The following is a 779-nucleotide window of genomic DNA, read 5'->3' as shown; positions in this document are numbered from 1 at the left end:
TTGACCGGGAACTGGCCGAGGCTGGCCGCGCCGTGACCGGGCCGCCGCCTTCCGAGGCATGGACCGCCTACCGGAACACCGTGGCAGAGCTACTTGAACGTGAGCATGACATCATGAACGCTGCCGCCGAGATGATGGGCGACCCCGCCGTGCGGCAGACCTTCGACTATCTCTACGCCGAGGCCCAGCGCGCGCTGGACGAGCCGGTGCAGCTTGCCGAGGCCGAGGCTGAACTGCTCAACCGGCTCGCGCTGGCCCAGCAGGATGACGGGCGGTATTCCGAAGCCGCCGCTTCCTTCCGCGAGGCTGCGGAGCTGGCCCGGCGGCTCAAGGCGGAAAAGAATCTCGGCATGCTGACCCGTTCGGCGGCCTACAACGTCTACATGCAGGCCGGAGAGCACACCGGCACCGAGCGGGAACGGCTGCTGACCGAGTCTGCAACGCTCTTTCGCGAAGCCCGCACGCTGGTCCTGAAGCACGGTGTGCCGGACCGTTCACGCAAAAGCTCCGCGCTCATCAGCATCGACATCGAAACCTCGCTGGACGAGGCCACGGCAAGCCGCGCTTCCGGCGGATTCTCGGCAGCACAGGAGGTGCGCCTCTGCGACACCTTCCTCGCCCGTATCGCGCTGGAGACCGGGAGGATCGGCGAGGCTGCTTCGTACTATGCGCCACAGATCGCCGCCGTGGGACCGGACGTGCCGCGTCGGGACGTGTTCGAGGCCTCGGTGCTGCTGCATCGCGGCGCGCTCATGGACAACGCCATGGCCGACCCGCAG

The 779-nt window shown here is 67.8% G+C and carries 1 protein-coding gene; it reads left to right on the top strand.

All coding sequences use genetic code 11. The features are described 5' to 3' along the window. Positions 1 to 779 (top strand): hypothetical protein (locus JCM12178_RS18870; protein ID WP_218185666.1); only part of this gene is annotated, 779 nt, incomplete at both ends.

It is taken from the genome of Salidesulfovibrio brasiliensis JCM 12178, from assembly GCF_001311825.1.
GTDB classification, from domain to species: Bacteria; Desulfobacterota; Desulfovibrionia; order Desulfovibrionales; family Desulfovibrionaceae; genus Pseudodesulfovibrio; species Pseudodesulfovibrio brasiliensis.
This window is presented reverse-complemented; position numbering and strand designations above follow the sequence as displayed.